General features: G+C 72.1%; 14 protein-coding genes and 1 pseudogene. 11 read left to right on the top strand and 4 right to left on the bottom strand.

Translation table 11 applies throughout. The features are described from left to right. The first annotated feature begins 69 nt into the window (after positions 1–69). Positions 70–1,011 (top strand): LysR family transcriptional regulator, encoded by a 942-nt coding sequence (locus tag ABZ624_RS03710; protein ID WP_360082240.1) that lies wholly within the window; start codon positions 70–72, stop codon positions 1,009–1,011. A gap of 6 nt (positions 1,012–1,017) precedes the next feature. Here ABZ624_RS03710 and treY read toward each other — a convergent pair whose 3' ends face one another. Beyond that, entirely contained in the window at positions 1,018–3,393 is a 2,376-nt protein-coding gene (gene treY, locus ABZ624_RS03715; protein WP_360082242.1) for a malto-oligosyltrehalose synthase, read from the bottom strand. A 41-nt stretch (positions 3,394–3,434) separates the two neighbouring features. Next, positions 3,435–5,546, bottom strand: a complete 2,112-nt coding sequence (glgX, locus tag ABZ624_RS03720; protein WP_360082244.1) for a glycogen debranching protein GlgX — start codon at positions 5,544–5,546, stop codon at positions 3,435–3,437. 198 nt (positions 5,547–5,744) lie between these two features. Here glgX and ABZ624_RS03725 point away from each other — a divergent pair, with 198 nt between their 5' ends. From ABZ624_RS03725 to ABZ624_RS03740, 4 genes are all read left to right on the top strand, one after another. Then, entirely contained in the window at positions 5,745–6,548 is an 804-nt protein-coding gene (locus ABZ624_RS03725) for a Tat pathway signal sequence domain protein (RefSeq protein ID WP_360082246.1), read from the top strand. 48 nt (positions 6,549–6,596) lie between these two features. After that, the gene (locus ABZ624_RS03730) at positions 6,597–7,934 is read left to right on the top strand and encodes a copper amine oxidase (RefSeq protein WP_360082248.1); all 1,338 of its coding nucleotides are present in this window, start codon (positions 6,597–6,599) and stop codon (positions 7,932–7,934) included. Positions 7,935–8,050: 116 nt separating this feature from the next. Further along, entirely contained in the window at positions 8,051–9,289 is a 1,239-nt protein-coding gene (locus tag ABZ624_RS03735) for an SAV2148 family HEPN domain-containing protein (protein WP_360082250.1), read from the top strand. A gap of 102 nt (positions 9,290–9,391) precedes the next feature. After that, on the top strand, positions 9,392–10,117 hold the full coding sequence (locus ABZ624_RS03740) for a 3'-5' exonuclease (RefSeq protein WP_360082252.1): 726 nt from the start codon (positions 9,392–9,394) through the stop codon (positions 10,115–10,117). A gap of 65 nt (positions 10,118–10,182) precedes the next feature. Here the strand turns inward: ABZ624_RS03740 and ABZ624_RS03745 are convergent, their stop codons facing one another. After that, positions 10,183–11,046, bottom strand: a complete 864-nt coding sequence (locus tag ABZ624_RS03745; protein ID WP_360082254.1) for an aminoglycoside phosphotransferase family protein — start codon at positions 11,044–11,046, stop codon at positions 10,183–10,185. A gap of 155 nt (positions 11,047–11,201) precedes the next feature. Between ABZ624_RS03745 and ABZ624_RS03750 the strand changes: the two genes are divergently transcribed. From ABZ624_RS03750 to mgt, 4 genes and pseudogenes are all read left to right on the top strand, one after another. Beyond that, complete coding sequence (locus tag ABZ624_RS03750) at positions 11,202–12,113, top strand: sugar ABC transporter permease (RefSeq protein WP_360082256.1); 912 nt, start codon at positions 11,202–11,204, stop codon at positions 12,111–12,113. Then, entirely contained in the window at positions 12,110–12,946 is an 837-nt protein-coding gene (locus ABZ624_RS03755; RefSeq protein ID WP_360082258.1) for a carbohydrate ABC transporter permease, read from the top strand. Before ABZ624_RS03750 ends, ABZ624_RS03755 begins: the two co-directional genes overlap by 4 nt. 11 nt (positions 12,947–12,957) lie before the next feature. Then, positions 12,958–14,244: a sugar ABC transporter substrate-binding protein gene (locus ABZ624_RS03760; protein WP_360082260.1), complete on the top strand. Its 1,287-nt coding sequence runs from the start codon at positions 12,958–12,960 to the stop codon at positions 14,242–14,244. A 70-nt stretch (positions 14,245–14,314) separates the two neighbouring features. Continuing rightward, a pseudogene (mgt, locus tag ABZ624_RS03765) lies at positions 14,315–15,563 on the top strand (macrolide-inactivating glycosyltransferase). Between the two features lie 135 nt (positions 15,564–15,698). On the opposite strand, the gene ABZ624_RS03770 reads toward mgt, so the two are convergent. Further along, complete coding sequence (locus ABZ624_RS03770) at positions 15,699–17,951, bottom strand: MMPL family transporter (RefSeq protein WP_360082262.1); 2,253 nt, start codon at positions 17,949–17,951, stop codon at positions 15,699–15,701. A 433-nt stretch (positions 17,952–18,384) separates the two neighbouring features. Here ABZ624_RS03770 and ABZ624_RS03775 point away from each other — a divergent pair, with 433 nt between their 5' ends. After that, entirely contained in the window at positions 18,385–18,936 is a 552-nt protein-coding gene (locus tag ABZ624_RS03775) for a DUF1697 domain-containing protein (protein ID WP_360082264.1), read from the top strand. Between the two features lie 169 nt (positions 18,937–19,105). Continuing rightward, a complete protein-coding gene (locus ABZ624_RS03780) occupies positions 19,106–20,128 on the top strand; it encodes a 2-dehydropantoate 2-reductase N-terminal domain-containing protein (RefSeq protein WP_360082266.1) in 1,023 nt (340 codons plus the stop codon). Positions 20,129–20,192 lie beyond the last annotated feature (64 nt).

The following is a 20,192-nucleotide window of genomic DNA, read 5'->3' on the forward strand; positions in this document are numbered from 1 at the left end:
CCCCTTGTCATGAGTCCAAGGCAATGTTGTTGTGGATGTCATGCAGGATGTTCATGGGAGGCGGGGGAGTTGAGCCTGCGGCAGATGGAGTACTTCGTGGCGGTCGTCCAGGAGGCGTCCTTCACCCGCGCGGCGGAGGCCCTGCACGTCACGCAGCCCGCGCTCTCGCACCAGATCAAGGCCCTGGAGAAGTCGGTCGGCGGTGCCCTGCTGGAGCGCATGGCCCGCGGCGTGCGCCTCACCCCCATGGGGCGGGCGTTCCTGCCGCACGCCGAACTCGCCGTCCGCAGCGCCGCACAGGCCCGCCGCGCGGCGCGTGCCACGGCCGGCGCCGAGGGCGGCGAACTGCACATCGCCACCCTGCACTCCCTCGCCGTGGGCGTGCTGCCCGACGTCTTCGCGCGCTGGCGCACGGCCCGCCCCCGGGTCCTGCTGCGCCTGCACGAGTACGCCACCGCCGAGGCGCTGGAGGAGGCCGTGCAGCGGGGCACCGCCGACCTCGCGTTCGGGCCGGAGCCCGCCGACCCGCCCGGCACCGCCGTACCGGTCGGCGAGGAGGAACTCGTCCTGGTGGTCCCGTTCGACGACCGGCTCGCGGGCCGTACGACGGTGACATTGCCGGAACTCGCCGGCCGCGCCTGGATCCGCTGCGCCATGGAGCCCGTCGTGCACGGCGCGCGTTTCCTCGACTGGGCGTGCGGGCGGGCCGGGTTCACGCCGCTGACCGCCGTGTGGACCGAGCACACCTCGACCGCCGTGCGCATGGCCGCGGCCGGCGTCGGGGTGTGCGTCGCACCCGCCCACATCGTGCGTGGTGCCGTCGGTGAGGACTGTACGGTCCTCAGCCCCGACCCGGCCTGGAAGCGCCCCCTGGCGGTCTACGCGCGCGTGCCGCCCACCGGGGCCGCCGAGGCCTTCGTGGACCTCCTGCGCACCACCTGGGCCGCTCTCGGCGACCTGCCGCAACGGCCGTACGAGGACTGCCGGCCGCCCGCCGCGCCCGTGCGCTGAGCCGTCTCACCCCTCCGCGACCCGTTCCAGCAGCACCACCGGCAGCCGGTCGAAAAGGTCCGCCACGCGCGCGTGCCCCGTGAACTCCCGCCCCTCGGTCAGCACGTCCGCCCACCGTCCGGGAGGCATCGCCAGCCGGGTGTCCCGCCAGCCGCCCGTCTCCGCGAGCCGCAGCGACAGCCGGGTCACCGCCGTGACCGCCTCACCGGAGCGTGCGAACGCCACACAGTGCTCGGCCGCCGGGCCCTCGGCGGTCAGCGGTTCGTAGGACGCGGCCCTGCCGAAGGCGTCCGGACGCCGCGCGCGCAGCCGCAGGGCCGCCGCCGTCAGCGCGTCCTTCTCGCCGGGCGTCTCGGCCGGGAACGGCACCGGACGCCGGTTGTCCGGGTCCACCAGCGCCCGGTACTCGCCCTCCGTGCCCTGGTACACGTCCGGCACTCCCGGCATCGTCAGATGGACCAGCGCGGTGCCGAGCACATTGGCCCGGACGTGCGGGTCCAGCGCCTTGCGGAACGCGGCCACGCGCTCGCCGGGCGCCCCGCACGGCCCGGCGGCGACGAACGCGGCCACCGCCTCCTCGTACGGCGGTTCCTGCTCCGTCCAGCTGGTGTACATGCCCGCCTCGCGCACATGCTTCAGCAGTGCCCGCTGCACCCGCTCCTCCTCGGCCATCCCCAGCCCGAACACCGTCTGCCAGGCCGCCCAGGCCAGCTGCCCGTCCGGCACGCCCACGCCCTCCCGGGGCCGGTTCACCTCCGCCAGCAGCTCCGCCCACCGGCCGGGGCACTCGGTGAGCACGGCCAGCGCGGCGCGCACGTCGGCACTGCGCTTGGTGTCGTGCGTGGAGACCACCGTGCCGGTGACCGGCCAGTCGCGCTGCACGCGCGCGCAGTACGCGTGGAAGTCCTCCGGGGACACCCCCGGCCGGCCCGGATCGCCGCCCACCTCGGTCGCCGACAGCAGCGGCACATAGCGGTAGAACGCCGTGTCCTCCACCGACTTGGCGCGCAGCGCGGACGCGGTCTGGGCGAACCGGGTACGGAACTCGACCCGGTCGGCGTGGTCCGGCGCCGACGGGTCACCGGGCGGCTCGACGAGCAGCCGGCGCACGATCCCGACAGCCTCCGCCTCCTCGGGCACCACGAAGGCGAGCCGCGCCTCGTCGGCGGCCTCCTCGGTGACGACGGCCGCCGCGTCACCGGAGGCGTACGGCCGGTACACCCGCATCCGGACGAGCAGCTCCTCGACGGCCGTGCGCAGCGCCCACGGCGCCCGGTCGCGCAGCGCGAGGTCGGGCGAGGAGGCGCACAGCCGGGTGGCGACCCGGGTGAGCCGGTCGGTCTCGGCGGCCAGCTCGTGCGTGAGCACCTTGTAGGCGGCCCGCCGTACCGTCGCCTCCCAGTTGCCGCCGCGGTCCGTCTGCGGGGCCGCGAAGGCCCGGTAGCGGCCCAGCAGTTCGTACGCGCCCGTCTGGTCCGTGAACAGGCCGTCGACCTGGCGCAGTGCGTCGTAGCCGGTGGTGCCCGCGACGGGCCAGGAGGACGGCAGCCGCTCGCCGTCGGCGAGGATCTTCTCCACCACCGTCCAGCGCCCGCCGGTCGCCGTGTGCAGCCGCGCGAGATAGCCGTCGGGGTCGGCGAGCCCGTCGGGATGGTCGACGCGCAGCCCGTCGATGACGCCCTCGTGGAGCAGCTGCAGGATCTTGGCGTGGGTGGCGTCGAACACCTCCGGATCCTCCACGCGCAGCCCGATCAGCTCCGAGATGCTGAAGAACCGCCGGTAGTTCAGCTCGGTGCGGGCCAGCCGCCACCACACCGGGCGGTACCACTGGGCGTCCAGCAGCTCCGGCAGCGGCAGCTCCCCGGTGCCGGCGCGCAGCGGGAAGGCGTGCTCGTGGTAGCCCAGCACGTCGCCGTCGACGACGAGGTGCTCCAGCTGCGAGCCGACCGGACCGCCGAGCACCGGCAGCAGCACCCGGCCGCCCTGCGCCTCCCAGTCGATGTCGAACCAGCGCCCGTACGGCGAACCGGGGCCCTCGCGCAGCACCTCCCACAGGGCGTGGTTGTGGCGGGGGGCCATGGCCATGTGGTTCGGCACGATGTCCACCACCAGGCCGAGCCCCTGCTCCCGCGCGGTACGGGCCAGCGACCGCAGGCCCTCCTCGCCGCCCAGTTCCTCACGCACGCGCGCGTGGTCCACCACGTCATAGCCGTGCGGGGATCCGGGCACGGCCTCCAGGACGGGAGACAGGTGCAGGTGCGAGACGCCGAGCGACGCCAGGTACGGTACGGCCGCGGCAGCGGCGGCGAACGGGAACGCGGGCTGGAGCTGCAGCCGGTAGGTGGCCGTGGGCACCTCCGGTCCGGGGCGCGCAGAAGTCATGGGAACCTCCGTACCCAGCTTGCCGCCTTTCGTGTCATCGGCTACGCCGGCCGCTGCAGCACCGTCAGGCTGTGGTCGGGCAAGGTGATCCGGTCGCCCGCCGCGACCTTCGCACCGGACCCCGGCGGCACCCCGTCCGGCTGCGCGGTGTCGACGACCACCTGCCACTGCCGGCCGTGGTCGACCGGTACCAGGAAGTCCAGCGGCCCCGGAGAGGCGTTGAACATCAGCAGGAACGAGTCGTCGGTGATGCGCTCCCCGCGCGGACCCGGCTCGGAGATCGCGTTGCCGTTCAGGAACACCGTCAGCGCGGACGCCCGCGCCGAGTCCCAGTCCCGCTGGGTCATCTCTGCACCCTCCGGGGTGAACCAGGCGATGTCGGACAGCTCGTCATGGGTGCCCTCCACCGGACGGCCGTGGAAGAAACGGCGCCGGCGCAGGACCGGGTGGTCCCGGCGCAGCCACACCATCGCACGGACGAACTCCAGCAGGTCGCTCTCCAGGGACTCCGGCCACTGCACCCAGGAGATGTCGTTGTCCTGGCAGTAGGCGTTGTTGTTGCCGCGCTGGGTGCGGGCGAACTCGTCGCCATGGCTGATCATCGGTACGCCCTGGGACAGCATCAGCGTCGCGAGGAAGTTCCGCATCTGCCGGGCGCGCAGCCGGAGCACCTCCGGGTCGTCCGTCTCGCCCTCCGCCCCGCAGTTCCAGGAGCGGTTGTGGCTCTCGCCGTCCCGGTTGTCCTCGCCGTTGGCCGCGTTGTGCTTGTCGTCGTACGCGACGAGGTCGTGCAGTGTGAAGCCGTCATGGCAGGTGACGAAGTTGATCGAGGCCAGCGGGCGGCGGCCGTCGTGCTGGTAGAGGTCCGAGGAACCGGTCAGCCGCGAGGCGAACTCCGCGAGCGTCCTCGGCTCGCCCCGCCACAGGTCCCGTACCGTGTCCCGGTACTTGCCGTTCCACTCGGTCCACAGCGGCGGGAAGTTGCCCACCTGGTAGCCGCCCTCACCCACGTCCCACGGCTCGGCGATCAGCTTGACCTGGGAGACCACCGGGTCCTGCTGCACCAGGTCGAAGAACGACGACAGCCGGTCCACCTCGTGGAACTGCCGGGCCAGGGTCGCCGCGAGGTCGAAGCGGAAGCCGTCGACGTGCATCTCGGTGACCCAGTACCGCAGCGAGTCCATGATCAGCTGGAGCACGTGCGGGGACCGCATGAGCAGCGAGTTCCCGGTGCCCGTGGTGTCCATGTAGTGGCGGCGGTCGTCCGTCAGCCGGTAGTACGACGGGTTGTCGAGGCCCTTGAAGGACAGCGTCGGACCCAGATGGTTGCCCTCGGCGGTGTGGTTGTAGACCACGTCCAGGATGACCTCGATCCCGGCCTCGTGCAGCGCCCGGACCGCCGACTTGAACTCCAGGACCTGCTGGCCGCGGTCGCCCCAGGAGGCGTACGCGTTGTGCGGGGCGAAGAAGCCGATGGTGTTGTAGCCCCAGTAGTTGCTCAGGCCCAGGTCGACCAGCCGGTGGTCGTTCACGAACTGGTGTACGGGCATCAGCTCGAGCGCCGTCACCCCCAGCTTGGTCAGGTGGTCGATGACCGCCGGATGCGCGAGCGCCGCGTACGTGCCCCGCAGCTCCTCCGGTAGCCCCGGGTGGCGCATGGTCAGGCCCTTCACATGGGCCTCGTAGATCACCGTGTGGTGGTACTCGGTGCGCGGCGGCCGGTCGTCGCCCCAGTCGAAGTACGGATTGATCACCACCGAGGCCATGGTGTGCGGCGCCGAGTCCAGGTCGTTGCGCCTGTCGGGCGCGCCGAAGTGGTAGCCGTACACCTCCTCGCCCCAGCGGATCGCACCGCTGACCGCCTTCGCGTACGGGTCGAGCAGCAGCTTCGCGGAGTTGCAGCGCAGCCCGCGCCCGGGGTCGTACGGGCCGTGCACCCGGAACCCGTACCGCTGTCCCGGCATCACGCCCGGCATGTACGCGTGCCGCACGAACGCGTCGCTCTCGCGCAGTTCCACCGCCGTCTCCGAGCCGTCGTCGTGCAGCAGACACAGCTCTACTCGGTCCGCGGCCTCCGTGAAGACCGCGAAGTTGGTTCCGGCGCCGTCATAGGTGGCGCCGAGCGGATACGCCTCTCCAGGCCAGACCTGCATGGATACGACTCTCCCAGGTGTGTCGCCGCGCTGGGGCCGCGTTGGCCCCCGAGTCCTGCCGAAAGTGACGGAACCTCCCGTGTCTTGCGTCCCTCTTACCCACCGACCAGCGCACACGACGGCGCTCGTACCCGCCGTGTGCCGAACCAGTGGGGCAACACGTACCCCCCGTGGGACCACGGGGAGCAGGGGGACCATGTGCGTGAGACAGTGCACCGCCATCTGGGAAAGTTAGTGGCAGGAGTGGCCCTCGCGACGGTGGGGACCGCCGCGGCGGTCGCGATCACCCTGCCGGGCACGGCGGGGGCGGAAGCGTCGGGAGGAGCGCGCGGCGGCGGCACGCAGGCCGGTCAGGGCCCGGACGGGGTCCGGCCCGCCGTCGTGGAACAGGCGCCGGCGGAGGGCGGCAAGGGCACCGGCCGCGACCCGCTGACCGACGACGAGATCCGGCGGGCCGAGCGGATCGCCCTGACCGGGCAGCTGCTGCACACGGGCGAGAACGCCGCGGGGGGCCCCGGGCCGCAGCGCCTGAGCGCCGACCTCGCCGAACCCGGGGCCGGCGAGGCGGACGACCCCCGCGCGCCGCGCCGGGCCGACATCACCTTCTACGACTACCGGAACGACACCCTCGTCACCAGGACCGTCGACCTGGACACCGGCAAGGTGGAACGGACCGGTACCCGGCGCGGCGTCCAGCCGCCGCCGAGCCGGGCCGAGAACGCCGAGGCGGCCCGGCTCCTGATCGCCGCCCCGCTGGGCGCGGGCCTGAAGGCCGACTACAAGGACGCCACCGGCAGGGACCTCACCTCCCCGGACCAGCTGCTGCTCAGCGGCGGCATCTACCGGGCTGTTCCGGGCGCCCGGCCCGCGGCCCTCGACCAGTGCGGCGTACACCGGTGCGTCCGGCTGTTCAGCAAGGTCAGGAACGGGCCCTGGATCGACACCAGGGCCATGGTGATCGACCTGAGCGCGCGCAAGGTCACCGCGCTCGACCACGGCTGACCGAACGCTTCCGCAGACCTTCACCTCCTGAAAGGGAGCCCTTTCGTCATGCCCGAGTACCGATTCCGCCGTGCGCGCAGGGCCGCGGCCGTCGGACTGACCGCGGTCGCGCTGACCGCCGGCGCCACGACCGCCGGCGCCACGACCGCCGCCGGACCGGCCGCCGCCCGGCCGGGAACGGCCGCCGCCGTCCCCGCCGCCGACTGCAGCGCCGCCTACCACCTCGAACAGAAGCTCTCCACCGGCACGACCTGGCGCATGTGCTGGCGCTACGACAGCAAGGCCGGCCTCGTCCTGGAGAAGATCAGCTACCAGCCCAAGGGCGAGCCCAAGCCGATCAGGGTCCTGAACAGCGCCAGACTCGCCCAGATCCACGTCCCCTACGACGACGGCCGGCACGAGTACAGCGACCTGACGGACGAGGACTTCGCCCAGGCGCTGATGAACCTGTCGCCCGCCGAGTGCCCCGGCGGCACCATCAAAACCGTCAAGGTCCCCGACGCGATCGACCCGGCCCACCCGGACGTCAAGGGCCTGTGCGCGACCACCCGTTCCCGCGGTCACGCCTACCGCCTGCACGACACCGGCACGGACAGGGTCTACCAGGCCCAGGGCAAGGACTTCCTGGTCTACACCGTCAACCAGGTCGGCTGGTACGAGTACATCACCGAGTGGCGCTTCCAGGACGACGGCACGATCGCCATGAACGTCGGTGCGACCGGCAGTCTGTCCTGGGAGGACTACGACGCCGGTGACGGCCGTGGCTGGCCCGTCGGCAAGGGTGCCAAGGCCTACGCCACCAGCCACAGCCACAACGTCTTCTGGCGGCTGGACTTCGGCCTCGACGGCTCGTCGAAGACGAAGGTCGAACAGTACGACTCGGCCGTCAGCCCCCGCACCGGCGGGCAGTACGGGCCGACCATCAAGACCACCCGCACCGAGGTCACCAGGGAACTCGCCGGCGATCTGAAGGGCTACCGCTGGTGGCGGGTGGTCAGCGCGACCGGGAAGAACAAGGACGGGCACGCCCGTTCGTACGAGATCGTCCCCGGGCCCACCACCAAGTACCTCGGCCGCAGCTTCACCAAGCACGACCTGTACGTCACCGAGTACAACCCGTGCGAGCTGTTCGCCAGCGAAAACCCGGCGACCTGCGGCCGCGGACACCCCGCAGCGGTCGACAAGTGGATCGGCGGACAGACCCTGACCCACCCGGTGATCTGGATGAACGTCGGCTTCCACCACATCGCGCGCGACGAGGACCAGCAGCCCATGCCGGTGCACTGGCAGGGCTTCACCATCGCCCCGCGGGACGTCACGGCTATGAATCCGCTCACTCCGCGTGATCTGGCGGGGCAGAACGGCCATTGGGACTGGCGTAGTTGACGAAGGCGGACGAGAAACCGACCTGTCCATCCGGCTGCACCGCCGACCCCTCGCGGAGTACCCTTCCTTGATCGTTGAGACGGGAAAGGCCCGGGGGAGCGGAAGGCGGTGCACGGGTGGGCTCGGGAGGGCTGGAGCTGCCCCCTGGTGACGAGGGTCACGAGGGGAACTCCACAGACGTCCCGCCCGGCGCGGTGTCCCTGGCCCGCCCGATGGACGCGGGATCCATCGGGCCGGAGCTGGACTGGGACACCGACGCCTGGCGCGAGGTGCGCACCCGCGCCCAGCGGGCCGGCCGGGCCTACATCTGGCTGAACCTCGTCGAACAACGCCTGCGCGCGGTCGTGGCCGCCGTGCTGCGGCCCATCTACGAACCCGTGCACGGGGACGACTGGGTGGTCGCCGCGGCCGGCCCGGCCGGACAGGAGTGGGTACAGCGCGCGGTCGCGGTGCGGGAGGTCAGCCGCCGCAAGGGCTACCTGCTCGACCCGGCCGACGACAACGTGCTCAGCTTCCTCACCCTGCCGCAGCTGCGTGAGCTGATGGTGCAGCACTGGCCGTGCTTCGAGCCGTACTTCGACGAGCGCCGCGACCTCGAACTCGCCCTGGACGAGCTGGAGGTCACCCGCAACGTCGTCTCCCGCAACCGGGCGCTGTCCGAGGCGGTCCTGAACCAGGCCGAGCGCGCCTCGGCCCGGCTGCTGGAGATGCTCGGCGCCGGCGGTGACGTGCCCTCCGCGCGCCGGCTGCCGGTGGACGCGGTCGAGGACCTGGTCGGCGACCGGTACGCGGACGTCGTGGCCGTCCATGCGGACCGGGTGCGGCTGATGCGCCAGTTCCCGGCCGAGGACCTGTTCGGCGGCGCGCGCCGCCTCGACGCGATCGGCATCGGCCTCAACCTGCTGGTGCAGAACTTCTCCGGCCGCCGTCTGCTCCGGCTCGCCGAGTCCGGCTGCAGGGTACGGCTGCTCTTCCTCAACCCGGCCTCCAGCTCGGTCAAGCGCCGCGAGCGCGAACTCGGGATGAAGCGGGGCGAACTGAGCCGGTCCGTCGAGATGAACATCCTGCACATGCGCCGGGTCCGTTCCCGGCTGCGCGACCCGGGCGCCTTCGAGATCCAGGTCTACGACGAGACACCGCGCTTCACGGCCTACCTGGTGGACGGCGACGGCGCCGACGGCATCGCCGTGGTGCAGTCCTATCTGCGCGGGGCGCGCGGGATGGAGTCGCCGGTACTGGTGCTGCGCAATGGCAGCAAGCTGGTCAAGTCGGACGATGTGGGGGAGGTCGGTCTTTTTCCGACATATCGCGAAGAGTTCGAGCTGGCTTGGGCGGATTCACGCCCAGTGTCCTGAAGTGTCCGTGACGGCAAGCGGAACGCGATCCTCGGATTGTCAGTGCCGCGTGCGAGGGTGGAGGCCACTGGGGGAAAGCACCACCAAGAAGGGGGGCCGCCCATGGGCTGGCACCGGGAGCTGCTGATCGGCTTCGACCTGGAGACGACCGGGACCGATCCGCACGAGGCGCGCATCGTCACCGGCGCGGTGATCGAGGTCGGTGCCGGTGAGCCCATGGGGCGCCGGGAATGGCTGGCCGATCCGGGCGTGGAGATCCCGGCCGACGCGGTGGCGGTGCACGGCATCAGCAACGAGCGGGCGGCGGCCGAGGGCCACCCGGCCGACCGGGTGGCCGACTCCATCGCCGACGTCCTGGTGGGGTACTGGAAGGCGGGCGTCCCGGTCGTCGCCTACAACGCCGCGTTCGATCTCACCCTGCTCTCCGCGGAACTGCGCCGCCACGCCCTGCCGGCCCTCTCCGAGCGCCTGGGCGGCCTCGCCCCCGCCCCGGTCATCGACCCCTACACCATCGACCGCTGGGTCGACCGCTACCGCCGCGGCAAGCGGAACCTGGAAGCGGTGTGTGCCGAGTACGGCATATCCCTCGACGCGGCCCACACGGCCCCGGCCGACGCCCTCGCCGCGGCGCGGCTCGCGTCCGCGATAGCCGACCGCCACCCGAAGATCGCGTCCCTGAGTCCGGTCGAACTCCACCAACGGCAGATCGAGTGGTACGCGCAGTGGGCGGCGGACTTCCAGGCGTTCCTGCGCCGCAAGGGCGAGCCGGACGCGGTGATCGACGGCACGTGGCCGCTACGGGAGCTGACGGAGAGCCGGCCCGTGTAGCTGCGTTTCCGCCTGCGGCTGAGCGGGGTGGCTGATCGCGCAGTTCCCAGCGCCCCGCAACTCGGTCAGAACGGGTACCAGCGCACCGTCTCGTCCCCGTCCCGCAACGACCTCACCCGCCGCCGAAACTCCTCCCGCGCCTTCGGACTGGCCGGCGCATGCTGGGCCACCCAGGCGCAGCTGGCGGTCTCCCGGGCGCCGCGCAGCACCGCACAGCCCTCCCACTCCCGCACATCCCACCCGTAGACCTCGACGAACGACGCGTACGCCTCCGCCGGCAGGCCATACCGGTCGTGGGAGAGCGCCATGACCACCAGATCGTGCTCGCGCAGATCCGCGGAGAAGGTCTCCAGGTCCACCAGGACCGGGCCGTCCGGCCCGATGTGCACATTGCGCGGCAGCGCGTCGCCATGGATCGGCCCCGGCGGCAGACGGGGCGTCAGCGCGGCGGCGGCCGCCGCGAAACCGTCCCGGCGCGCCCGCAGGTACGCCGCGTCCTCGGCGTCGATCGCGTCGCCCGCCAGCCGCAGCCACCGCTCCACACCGCCCAGCAACTCGCGGGGCGGCAACGCGAAAGGAGGAGAGGGAAGTGCGTGCACGATCCGCAGCAGCCGCGCCAGATCGCCCGGCTCGGCGGGGCGTACGGGCTCGGGGAGCCGGTGCCACACGGTCACCGGATGGCCCTCGACCAGGCGCGGTTCCGGCTGCGCCGCCCGTACCGCCGGCACGTCCGCCTCGGCCAGCCAGCGGGCGATGTCCAGCTCGCGCCGGGCCCGCGGCAGGAGCTCGGCGTCGCGGCCCACCTTCACCACCAGGCCGCCGGCGGCGAACACCGCGTTCTCACCGAGGGCGAGGAGAGCCGCGTCCCGGGCCGGGCCCGGCAGCACCCCCGCCGTGGCCAGTACGTCCCGTGCCCGTGCCTCGTCCATCGTGCCCCCTCCGTGCCGTCCCGCCGTGGTGCGTGTGCCGTACCCGGCCAGTCTTGCATTCGTCCAGGTCGACGGGTGTGCGCGGTCCCTTGACGAGGTATCGGGCCTTCACGACCATGAACACGCCAATCACGGCAGGCAAAGGGGCTGATTCCGTGACATCAGTGGCCGACGTGCGACGGCCGGCCGGTCGCCGTGCAGCCGGGCAGGGCACCTGGTTCCTCGTCCTGCCCGCCCTGATCCCGATCCTCCTGTTCAGCGTGGGCCCGCTGCTCTACGGCGTCCTGCTGGCGTTCACCGACGCCCAGTCCGGCCGCACCCAGGCCACCCGGTGGACCGGCGCACTCAACTTCCAGGACCTGCTGCACGACACGCTCTTCTGGGAGTCGTTCCGCATCGGCCTGGTCTGGGCGGCCGGCGTCACCGTGCCCCAGTTCCTGCTGGCGCTCGGCCTCGCCCTGCTGCTCAGGGAGGACTTACGGCTGCGATGGCTGGCCCGCGCGCTCGCCATCGTGCCGTGGGCGATGCCCGAGGTCGTCGTCGGCATCATGTGGCGGCTCGTCTACAACCCGGACGCCGGCATCCTCGACGAGACCCTGCGCGACCTGGGCCTCGGCGGCGGCCACGACTGGCTCGGCGGCCTGGCCACCGCCCTGCCCGCGGTGATCGTCGTCGGCGTCGGGGCCGGTCTGCCGCAGACCACGGTCGCCCTGCTCGCCGGAGTGCAGAACGTCCCGCGTGAACTCCACGAGGCCGCCGCGGTCGACGGCGCCGGTGCCTGGCGCCGCTTCCGCGCGGTCACCTGGCCCGCGCTCAGACCGGTGGCCCTCGCCATCACCGCGCTCAACCTCATCTGGAACCTCAACTCCTTCGCCCTGGTCTACGTCCTCACCAGCGGCGGCCCCGGCGGCGCGACCCGGCTGCCCTCGTTGTTCGCCTACGAAGAGGCCTTCCGCTACGGCCAGTTCGGCTACGCGGCGGCCATGGGCTGCGTGCTCGTCGCCGTCGTGTCGATCCTGCTCGCGGTGTTCCTGGCCGGCCGGCTGCGCGGAGGTGCGGACGCATGAAAGCCCGCCGCACGGCACGTGCCGGACAGTACGCCGCCCTGCTCTGCTATCTGCTCTTCCTGGCCTTCCCGCTCCTGTGGCTGCTGTCCACCGCCCTGAAGTCCCCGCGTGAGCTCGGGAGTCTGCACCCCACGTGGATCCCGCGCCATCCGACCCTGGCGGGCGTCCGGCAGGCCTTCCGGGAACAGCCGCTCGGACCCGCCGCCCTCAACTCCCTGCTGGTGGCGCTCGCGACGGCCGTCGTCGCCGTCCTGCTCGCGACGCCGATGGCGTACGTCATGGCCCGGCACCGCAGCACCCGGCTCGCCCGGGCCGCCACCGGGTGGGTGGTGGTCAGCCAGACGTTCCCCTTTGTGCTGGTGATCATCCCGCTGTTCCTGGTGCTGAAGAGTCTGCGCCTCGTCGACTCCCTGGCGGGGCTGGTGGTGGTGTACGTCGTGTGGGCGCTGCCGTTCGCGCTGTGGATGCTCGTCGGTCATGTACGGGCGGTGCCCGCCGAACTGGAGGAGGCGGCGGCCGTCGACGGCGCCGGGCGGCTGCGCACCCTCGTGTCGGTGACGGCGCCGCTGCTCGCGCCCGGCATCGCGGCGACGGGGCTGTTCGCGTTCGTCACCGCGTGGAACGAGTTCTTCTTCGCGCTGGTGCTGCTCAAGAGCCCCGGGAAACAGACCCTGCCGGTCGTCCTCACCCATTTCATCGGGGCGGAGGGCGTGGCCGACCTGGGCCCGCTGGCCGCCGCCGCGTTCCTCGCCACGCTTCCCTCCCTGGCCGTCTTCGCCCTGGTCCAGCGGCGGATCACGGCCGGCCTGCTCGCCGGGGCGGTGAAGAGCTGATGAGGAGCCGCATGACCCGCATCCCCCGTATGACCGTCGCACTCCTCGGTGTCCTGCTGCTGCTCGCGGGCTGCTCGTCACCGGACCACCGCGACGGCGGCCCGATCACCCTGCGCTTCCAGTCCCTCGCCTGGCAACAGGAGTCCGTCACCGCCAACAAGGCCCTGGTGAAGGAGTGGAACGCGACACATCCCGGGGTCAAAGTCGAGTACATTCAGGGCAGTTGGGACAGCGTCCACGACCAGCTGCTCACCTCCTTCGAGGGCGGCGAGGCACCGGACATCGTCCACGACGCCTCCGACGACCTGGCCGACTTCGCCTACGGCGGCTACCTCGCCGACCTGACCGATCTGCTGCCGGCCCGCCTCAAGTCCGGAATAGGGCAGGCCAGTTGGGACACGACCACCTTCGCGCACGGCATCTACGGCGTGCCCTTCCTCCAGGAACCCCGAGTGCTGATCGCCAACACCACCCGGCTGCGCTCGGCGAAGGTGCGCATCCCGACACCCGCACACCCCTGGACCTGGGCGGAGTTCCGGCAGGTGGCCAGAAAGCTCAGCGGGCCCGGCGCATACGGCGTGGCCTGGCCGCTGAAGGAACCCGTCTCCGCCACGCTGAACCTCTCCCTGTCGGCAGGCGGCAGGCTCTTCCACCGGGACGTGGACGGCAGGGTGACCGTGCGCTTCGCCTCCGGCGACGCGGTCGTGCCCAGCACGGTCCACGACCAGGTCGCCGTCGACCACAGCGCCCCCGCCTCGACGCTGGGCAGCGGCGGCTCGGACACCCTGCCCGGCTTCTTCGCCGGCCGGTACGCGATGGTCCCGCTGGGCTTCTCCTACCGCCAGCAGATCGTGCAGCAGGCGCCGAAGGGCTTCCGCTGGGAGGTGCTGCCTGCTCCCGCGGGCGCCGCCGGGCTCACCCAGGGCGTCAGTCCGCAGACCCTGTCCGTCTCCGCGGACTGCCCGCACAAGAAGGAAGCCGCCGCGTTCATCGACTTCCTGCTGCGGCCGAGGAACATGGTCCGTCTCGCGCTCGGCGACTGGATGCTGCCCACCGGCACCCAGGCGCTGAAGGACCCCGCCCTGCACACCGCGGAGAACGGCTGGGCGACCGGCACGGCCCTGGCGGGCCACCTGCGTCCGGCGCCCGCCCAGTCCTTCCGCGGCTACCCCGAGTGGAAGGACAAGGTGGCCACTCCGGCCTTCCAGGAGTACTACAGCGGCGCGATCGGCCTCTCCGAGCTGCGCAGACGCCTCGTCGAGGACGGCAACGCGGTCCTGGCCCGCTATCAGCGCTGAACACGCTGAACACACTGAACACGCTGAACACGCTGAACATGTCTGAACGCGGGAGATCACCGAGCGGGAAATTGCTTTGAACGAGACGTCTCGTCTCGTCTACGGTGTGCGTCATGACCGCTCCCGCACACATCGCCATGTTCTCCATCGCCGCGCACGGCCACGTGAACCCCAGCCTGGAGGTGATCCGCGAACTCGTCGCCCGGGGCCGCCGGGTCACGTACGCCATCCCGCCGGTGTTCGCCGAGAAGGTGGCCGCCACCGGGGCCCGGCCCGTGCCGTACACCTCGACGCTGCCCGGACCCGACGCGGGCCCGGAGGCCTGGGGGACCACACTGCTGGACAACGTGGAGCCGTTCCTGGCCGACGCGATCCAGGCGCTCCCGCAGCTCATCGAGGCCTACGCCGGCGACGAGCCCGACCTCGTCCTGCACGACATCGCCTCCTACCCGGCCCGCGTCCTGGCCCACCGCTGGGGCGTCCCGGCGGTCTCCCTCTCGCCGAACCTCGTCGCCTGGGAGGGATACGAGGAGGAGGTGGCCGAGCCGATGTGGGCCGAGCCGAGGAAGACGCCGCGCGGGCAGGCGTACTACGCCCGGTTCGAGGCGTGGCTGCGGGAGAACGGGATCACCCAGCACCCGGACCCGTTCGCCGGTCGCCCGGCCCGGTCGATCGTCCTCATCCCGAAGGCGCTGCAGCCGCACGCCGACCGGGTCGACGAGCGCGTCCACAGCTTCGTCGGCGCCTGCCAGGGTGACCGTACCGACCAGGGGGACTGGCAGCGGCCGGCCGGCGCCGAGAAGGTCGTGCTGGTGTCGCTGGGCTCGGCCTTCACCAGGCAGCCCGCGTTCTACCGGGAGTGCGTGCGTGCCTTCGGCGACCTGCCCGGCTGGCACCTCGTCCTCCAGGTCGGCCGGCATGTGCGCCGCGACGAGCTGGGCGACGTACCGGACAACGTGGAAGTGCACAGCTGGGTACCGCAGTTGGCGATCCTCCGGCAGGCCGACCTGTTCGTCACGCACGCGGGCGCGGGCGGCAGCCAGGAGGGGCTGGTCACCGCCACGCCGATGATCGCCGTCCCGCAGGCCGTCGACCAGTTCGGCAACGCCGACGTGCTGCAGGGGCTCGGTGTCGCCCGGCGGCTGGACACCGAGGACGCCACCGGTGAGCGTCTCCGAGAGGCCGCGCTCGCCCTGGTGGACGATCCGGAGGTGGCCCGCCGTCTGAAGGGGATCCAGGCGGAGACGGCCGAGGAGGGCGGCACGCTTCGCGCGGCGGACCTCATCGAGGCGGAACTGCCGCGGCGGCCCGGGGAGTAGCTCGTCCGCCCCGCGTCTCATCAGCGCTGAACCCCGGAAGGGGCGCGGGGAACTGCGCGACCAGCCCCCCCACGCCCCGCACCCGCGCACGCTCTCAACGACCCCACCCCGTGGGCGCCGATCCGGGCCCCAGGGTCAGACCGGCAGGCGCTCGGCCTCCTCGCGGGCCGTCGGCACGGCAGCCGCCGACGGGGCCTCGTCATGGGTGAGGTCCGGCAAGCGGCGCAGCCACGCCGGCAGATACCAGTTGCGCTCGCCGAGCAGCGCCATCACCGCAGGCAGCAGCACCCCGCGGATGACCGTCGCGTCGATGAGGACCGCCGCGGCCAGGCCCACACCCATCTGCTTCATGGACTGCATCGACAGCGTGCCGAAGATCGCGAACACGGCGACCATGATGACCGCGGCACTGGTGACGACACCGGCCGTGGTGACCACGCCGTGCCGGATCGCGTCCGTCGTGCTCCGGCCGCGCATCCGGGCCTCGCGGATCCGGGAGACGACGAACACGTGGTAGTCCATCGACAGCCCGAACAGGATCACGAAGAGGAACAGCGGCAGCCAGGTCACGATCGCGCCGACCCCCTCCGCGCCCACCAGCGAGGCACCCCAGCCGTGCTGGAAGACGGCGACGAGGATGCCGTACGCGGCGCCCACCGACAGCAGGTTGAGCACGATCGACGTGAGCGCGACGGTCAGCGAGCGGAACGACAGCAGCATCAGCAGGAAGGCGAAGACGACGACGAACGCGAAGACCGGGACGACGGAGCCGAGCAGCTGGTCGTTGAAGTCGTGGTTGCCGGCGACCTGCCCGGTGATCGGCGCCTGCACGCCGTCGACCCTGCCGAGCGTGGCGGGCCGTACCTCGTCGCGCAGCTTGTCCAGGCTCTCGACCGCCCGGTCCATGTCCGAGCCGCCGACCAGCGGCACGGAGACCAGGGCCACGTTCTGTGCGTCGTGCAGCCTGATGTCGACCGGGCCGCGCGAGGCGCCCGAGGCGATGGCCCGCTTCTTGAAGTCGGCCAGCGCCCGCCGTACGCCGGGGGCGTTGATGTCCCTGGCCTTGACGACGACCTGGGCCGGCTCGCTGCCGCCCGGGAAGGCGTCGTTGATGCGGTCGTACGTCTGCACGATCGGCAACGACTTGCCGAACTCCTGGTCCAGCGTCAGCTGTTGCGTCTTCATGCCGAGCGCGGGCGCCGCGATCGCCAGCAGCACGCCGCCCGCCACGACGACGGAGACCAGCGGCTTGGCCAGCACACCGCGCAGGACGGCCGTCCAGAACCGGCTGCCCTCGTCCGCGGCCCGCCTGCCGCGCCGGCGGGCGAGGAACGGGAGACGCCCCTTCTCGACCCGCTCGCCGAGCAGCGACAGCAGCGCCGGCAGCACCGTCACCGAGCCGACCATGGCGACCGCGACCACCATCAGCGAGGCCAGGCCCATCGCCTCGAACGTGGCGAGCCCCGTGAACAGCATGCCCGCCATCGCCACGCACACCGTGACCCCGGAGACGATGATCGCCCGGCCGCTGGTGGCGGCGGCGATCCTCAGGGCGGTGCCCGCGTCCCGCCCGGCCTGCCGCTCCTCACGCTCGCGGCGCAGGTAGAACAGGCAGTAGTCGACGCCGACGGCCATACCGACCAGCAGCATCACGGAGTTGGCGGTGTCGCTCATCGGCTGCAGATGGCTGACGAGGCCCATCAGACCCATCGTCGCCATGATCGCGGTGATCGCGAGGGCCACCGGCAGCAGAGCCGCCACCAGCGCGCCGAAAGCGATCAGCAGGATACCGAGCGCCACCGGCACCGCCGAGTACTCGGCCTGCTGGAAGTCGTCCCCGAAGGCGTCCTTGTACTGCTTCTGCATGCTGGCGCCGCCGATCTCCTCGATCCGCAGCGCCTCGTGCGCCTTCTGCACCCCGGCGACGGCGTTCAGCACCGGCTCGACCCGGTCGACGGCCGTCTTGGCGTCGCCGCGCATGTCGAACTGCACCAGCGCGCTGCGGCCGTCCCGGGAGACGGTGCGGGTGTCGTAGGGCGAGGTCACGGCCGTGACCTTCCCGGTGCCCTCGACGGCCTCGACCACATCGGCGACGGCGGCCCGGAACTCACCCGAAGTCGCCGTCAGGGCACCGTCCTTGGCCTGAACCAGCACGGTCTCCCCGGCCGGCTGCTTGATCCCCGCGTCGTCGATGATCTCGGCGGCGGTGTGCGTCTCGCCCTTGAGCTGGTCGGCCTCGTCCACGTCGACGCGGCCCGCCGCCGAGCCGAGTCCCATCGCCAGCACGACGAACAGCACCCATATGCCGACGGCCGCCCAGCGGTGCCGGGCACTCCAGCCACCGGCGCGGGCGGCCAGCCCCCGCACCCGCACATCCCTGTTCCCCATCGCGGGCCTCTTCCCCCTCGTGTGCGGTGGCGGCCCCCTGCCGCCCCCTCTGTGCTTGTTCCTGTTCGACCGTATGGGCCGGACGAACGCCCCTCGTCGTGCTGCCCGGTGAAGTCGGCGGGCCGCCGCTCACCGCTGGGGAGGACAGCGGCCCCTTACACCTGTGCGCACTTCTCGGGGATGCGTCTCGGGGTTCGCGCCCCGGGGCGGCGCATGGAGGACACGGGCTGTGCGGGTGGAGGACATGGGCTGTCCGTTCCGCCGTCAGCGCGGCGGTTTGTCATTACGAAACTTTGTTGAACAAGTCACAGGCGCGTGTAGAGGTTGATCCGGCACCCGCTGATCGGCGAGAGTTTCGCGCAGCCCCGCCCTGCGCGGGCCCGGCCGTCGTGCCCACCCCCACGGGGCACGACGGCCGCTCTAGGGTGGCCGGATGACGACCTACGCGGCGCTGTTGCGCGGAATCAACGTCGGTGGCAGCAAGAAGCTGCCCATGGCCGACCTCCGTACGCTGCTGACCGGCCTCGGCCACACCGGCGTACGGACCCATCTGCAGAGCGGCCAGGCGGTGTTCACCACCGGGCACGGCGACGAGGAGTCGCTCGCGGCGGAGTTGAGCCGGGCGATCGAGGAACGGTTCGGCTTCCCGGTCGACGTGCTCGTGCGCGACCACACCTACCTGAAGGCGGTCGCCGAGGCCTGCCCCTTCCCGGCCGCCCGCCTGGAGCCCAGGCAGCTGCACGTCACCTACTTCTCCGCACCGGTCACCCCGGACCGCTACGCGGACATCGACACCGCCGCGTACCTGCCCGAGGAGTTCCGCCTCGGCGACCGCTGCCTGTACCTGTACGCCCCCGAGGGCCTCGGCCGCTCCCGGCTCGCCGAGGCCCTGTCCCGCCCGCGCCTGGCCAAGGGCCTGATCGCCACGAGCCGGAACTGGAACACCGTGCTCAAACTGGTCGAGCTGACGGCTCCGGGAGCGTGACGGTCCGGGACGCTGTGGGCCACCGGATCCAGCCCGCGCAGTCCCGGCAGGTGCCGACGAAGCGCTGGTCGTACGGCCGTTCCTCGGGAATGGCGTACCAACCGCTCACCTTCCAGCCGGTGCAGAACCCCCATGCCTCCCTGAGGCAAGTGTGCGAGGCTCTGGGCCCATGCGCTACATCATCATCGGGGCGGGAGCGGTCGGCGGGACCGTCGGAGGGCGGCTGGCCCAGGCCGGGCGTGAGGTCGTCCTCGTGGCACGCGGCAAGCATCTGGCGGCACTGCACGAACACGGACTGCGACTGCGCGTGCCCGAGGGGGAGTTGACGTACCGGCTGCCCGCCGTCGAGGAGCCCGGCCCGCTCGGCGAACTGCGCGCCGACGACGTCCTCGTCCTCGCCGTGAAGACGCAGGACACCGTCGCCGCCCTGGACGGCTGGGCCGGGGCGCCCGTCGCGGGCGGCGGCACGGCGGCCGAACGGCTGCCGCTCGTGTGCCTGCAGAACGGCGTGGAGAGCGGACGGCTGGCCCTGCGCCGCTTCCGGCAGGTGTACGGCGTCTGCGTCTGGCTGCCCTCGGCCCTCGACGAGCCAGGCGTCGTCTCCGCCGCCGGCAGCCCGCTCACCGGCATCCTGCACCTCGGCCGCCTTCCGCACGGCACCGACGACACCGCCCGCCGGATCGCCGCCGACCTGGCGGACGCCCGCTTCGAGGCACCGGTCGTGCCCGACGTGGCCCGCTGGCAGTACGGCAAATTGCTCGCGAACCTCGGCAACGCCGTCGAGGCGCTGACCGGAACCCGCGACACCGAGTCCGCCCGGGCGCTGTACGCGCGCGTGCGGGCCGAGGGCGCTGCGGTCCTCGACGCCGCCGGGATCGCGTACACGGACGCCGGGGAGGAACGCGCGGCCCGCGGCGACAAGGTCACCCTCGTGCCACTGGACTGGGCGCCACGCGGCGGCGGTTCCTCCTGGCAGTCCCTCGCCCGGGGCACCGGCACCATCGAGGCCGACTACCTCAACGGGGAGATCGCCCTGCTGGGCCGGCTGCACGGCGTACCGGCCCCGCTGAACGAACTCCTCCAGCGGCTCGCCAACCGGTTCGCACGGGAGCGCCGGGCCGCCGGCTCGATGCCGCTCGCGGACCTGGTCCGCCTGGCGGACGAGGCGGGGGGACCGGGGTCGCCCCACTGACCCCTCGGAGGCCGGTGGCTCCGAGGAATTGGACCACTGATCGAAGGGGTGATTGGGCCGGGAC

The organism is Streptomyces sp. NPDC007205 (assembly GCF_040634095.1).
Taxonomy (GTDB): Bacteria; Actinomycetota; Actinomycetes; order Streptomycetales; family Streptomycetaceae; genus Streptomyces.

Coding starts and splice junctions, on each gene's coding strand:
- ABZ624_RS03770 (WP_360082262.1), bottom strand. CDS start 17,951: ATGGGGAACAGGGATGTGCGGGTGCGGGGGCTGGCCGCCCGCGCCGGT.
- treY (WP_360082242.1), bottom strand. CDS start 3,393: ATGACTTCTGCGCGCCCCGGACCGGAGGTGCCCACGGCCACCTACCGG.
- glgX (WP_360082244.1), bottom strand. CDS start 5,546: ATGCAGGTCTGGCCTGGAGAGGCGTATCCGCTCGGCGCCACCTATGAC.
- ABZ624_RS03755 (WP_360082258.1), top strand. CDS start 12,110: ATGAAAGCCCGCCGCACGGCACGTGCCGGACAGTACGCCGCCCTGCTC.
- ABZ624_RS03775 (WP_360082264.1), top strand. CDS start 18,385: ATGACGACCTACGCGGCGCTGTTGCGCGGAATCAACGTCGGTGGCAGC.
- ABZ624_RS03760 (WP_360082260.1), top strand. CDS start 12,958: ATGACCCGCATCCCCCGTATGACCGTCGCACTCCTCGGTGTCCTGCTG.
- ABZ624_RS03740 (WP_360082252.1), top strand. CDS start 9,392: ATGGGCTGGCACCGGGAGCTGCTGATCGGCTTCGACCTGGAGACGACC.
- ABZ624_RS03745 (WP_360082254.1), bottom strand. CDS start 11,046: ATGGACGAGGCACGGGCACGGGACGTACTGGCCACGGCGGGGGTGCTG.
- ABZ624_RS03780 (WP_360082266.1), top strand. CDS start 19,106: ATGCGCTACATCATCATCGGGGCGGGAGCGGTCGGCGGGACCGTCGGA.
- ABZ624_RS03730 (WP_360082248.1), top strand. CDS start 6,597: ATGCCCGAGTACCGATTCCGCCGTGCGCGCAGGGCCGCGGCCGTCGGA.